Origin of the sequence: Collinsella aerofaciens, from assembly GCF_040915545.1 — a bacterium.
GTDB lineage: Bacteria > Actinomycetota > Coriobacteriia > Coriobacteriales > Coriobacteriaceae > Collinsella > Collinsella aerofaciens_BE.
This window is the reverse complement of the sequence record NZ_JBCPDH010000069.1, coordinates 1-1,547: the sequence shown is the minus strand read 5'-3', so window position 1 is coordinate 1,547 and position 1,547 is coordinate 1. Positions and strand designations below refer to the sequence as shown.

The 1,547-nt window shown below is 66.9% G+C and carries 1 protein-coding gene; it reads left to right on the top strand.

Annotated elements, in window-relative coordinates:
* Positions 1-274 precede the first annotated feature (274 nt).
* On the top strand, positions 275-1,432 hold the full coding sequence (locus tag AB5202_RS09935; protein ID WP_231500848.1) for an IS110 family RNA-guided transposase: 1,158 nt from the start codon (positions 275-277) through the stop codon (positions 1,430-1,432).
* The last annotated feature ends 115 nt before the right edge of the window (positions 1,433-1,547 follow it).

Below are 1,547 nucleotides of genomic sequence, written 5' to 3'. Positions count from 1 at the left end.
CCCATTACAGTCTGAAATAGGCCATCGATAAATTTCGATGGCGAGCATTCGGCGCATTGCCTACGATACGGGCAAGCCCCGAGGGGCCGCCGATCGGGCGCCTCCGGATGGCCGTCTGCCCCTGCCCCGTAGAGGGCCCGGGGGGTGTTGCCACCGGGGGCGCTCGCCGCTCCGGACGACTGATAGGAAACTGCCGGGCGCAAGCGCCACGGCCAGGTAATGTGGGTGTCGCGGGGAGGGGTTCCGATCGGCCTACCGATTGGAGGATACCACCGTGGCACCAATTAGAATGCCGGAAGCCGTCATCGGGCTCGATGTCGGGAAATCGTCCCACTGGGCATGCGTCGCGACTCGAGATGGCGAGGTGCTGTTGAGCACCCCCGTCGCGAACAGGGAGGACGACCTGGACTCGCTGTTCGGCCGCTTCCCCGATGCGCTCGTGGTCGTCGACCAGTCGCGCAACATAGGCGCCCTCGCGCTCGCCCGCGCCAGGGCGGCCGGGATGTCGGCGGCGTACCTGCCGGGACTCGCGGCGCACGGGGCCGCCAGGCTCTTCGCCGGCGACGCCAAGACCGACGAGCGAGACGCGATGGTCATCGCGAAGACGGCGCTTGGCATCCCCGACGCGCTCCTGCCGGTCGGAGACCCAGGCCCGACGATCGCGGCGGCGAGGGCGCTGGCCGCCCAGAGGAACTTCCTGACCTGCGAGAACACTAGGAACAAGAACCGGCTGCGCAGCATCCTGCTGGAATCGTGCCCCGCCTTCGAGGCACTGGTCGACCTGTCCGACGGGCCCCAGCTGAGGCTCATGGCATCCCTCGGCGGGGCCTGGTCGGTAGCCGACGCCGGGCCCCGCAGGGCGGCGGCGCTCACGCGTGGGGCGGCGCGCGGTAAGATCGAGGCCCTCGTCCGCTCGACAACCTCCTCGACAAGGCCGGATGCGTCGGTCGTCGCCGCCGAGGACCGGGCGGTGAAACTGCTCGCGCGCAGGATATCCGAGAACTCGGCGGAGATCGAGGCGATCACGGCGGAGATCTCCGCCCTGCTCGAGGGCGACGATACCTACCGATGCCTCCTGACGGTACCGGGCATCGGGCCCAAAACCGCTTCCGAGCTTGCGATCTCCATCGACATCGAAGACTTCCCCAGTCACGACAGGCTCGCGTCGTACTGCGGCCTGGCGCCGCGCAACCGCCAGTCGGGAACCTCGATCTCCTCGGTGACGGCATCGCGCCAAGGCAACAAGAGGCTGAAGAACCTGCTCATATTCTCATGTAACTGCCTTACCCGGACAGAGGGGAGATGGGGCGACTACTACACCAGGTGCCGGGAGCGGGGCATGTCGCACGGCAAGGCGCTCAAGGCGCTGGCGCGAAAGAGACTGAAGGTCATCTACGCGGTCATGCGAGACAGGGTGCCTTACGCAGCCTAGCCGAAACGCACCGAGCAGACTGAAGCCCACCGGCCTAATGGCTTGGCGTCAGCATGCCGCGATTCGGTCGCACGGAGAGCATTTCCCAGTTGACAAAACTATAGGAACACCCCCC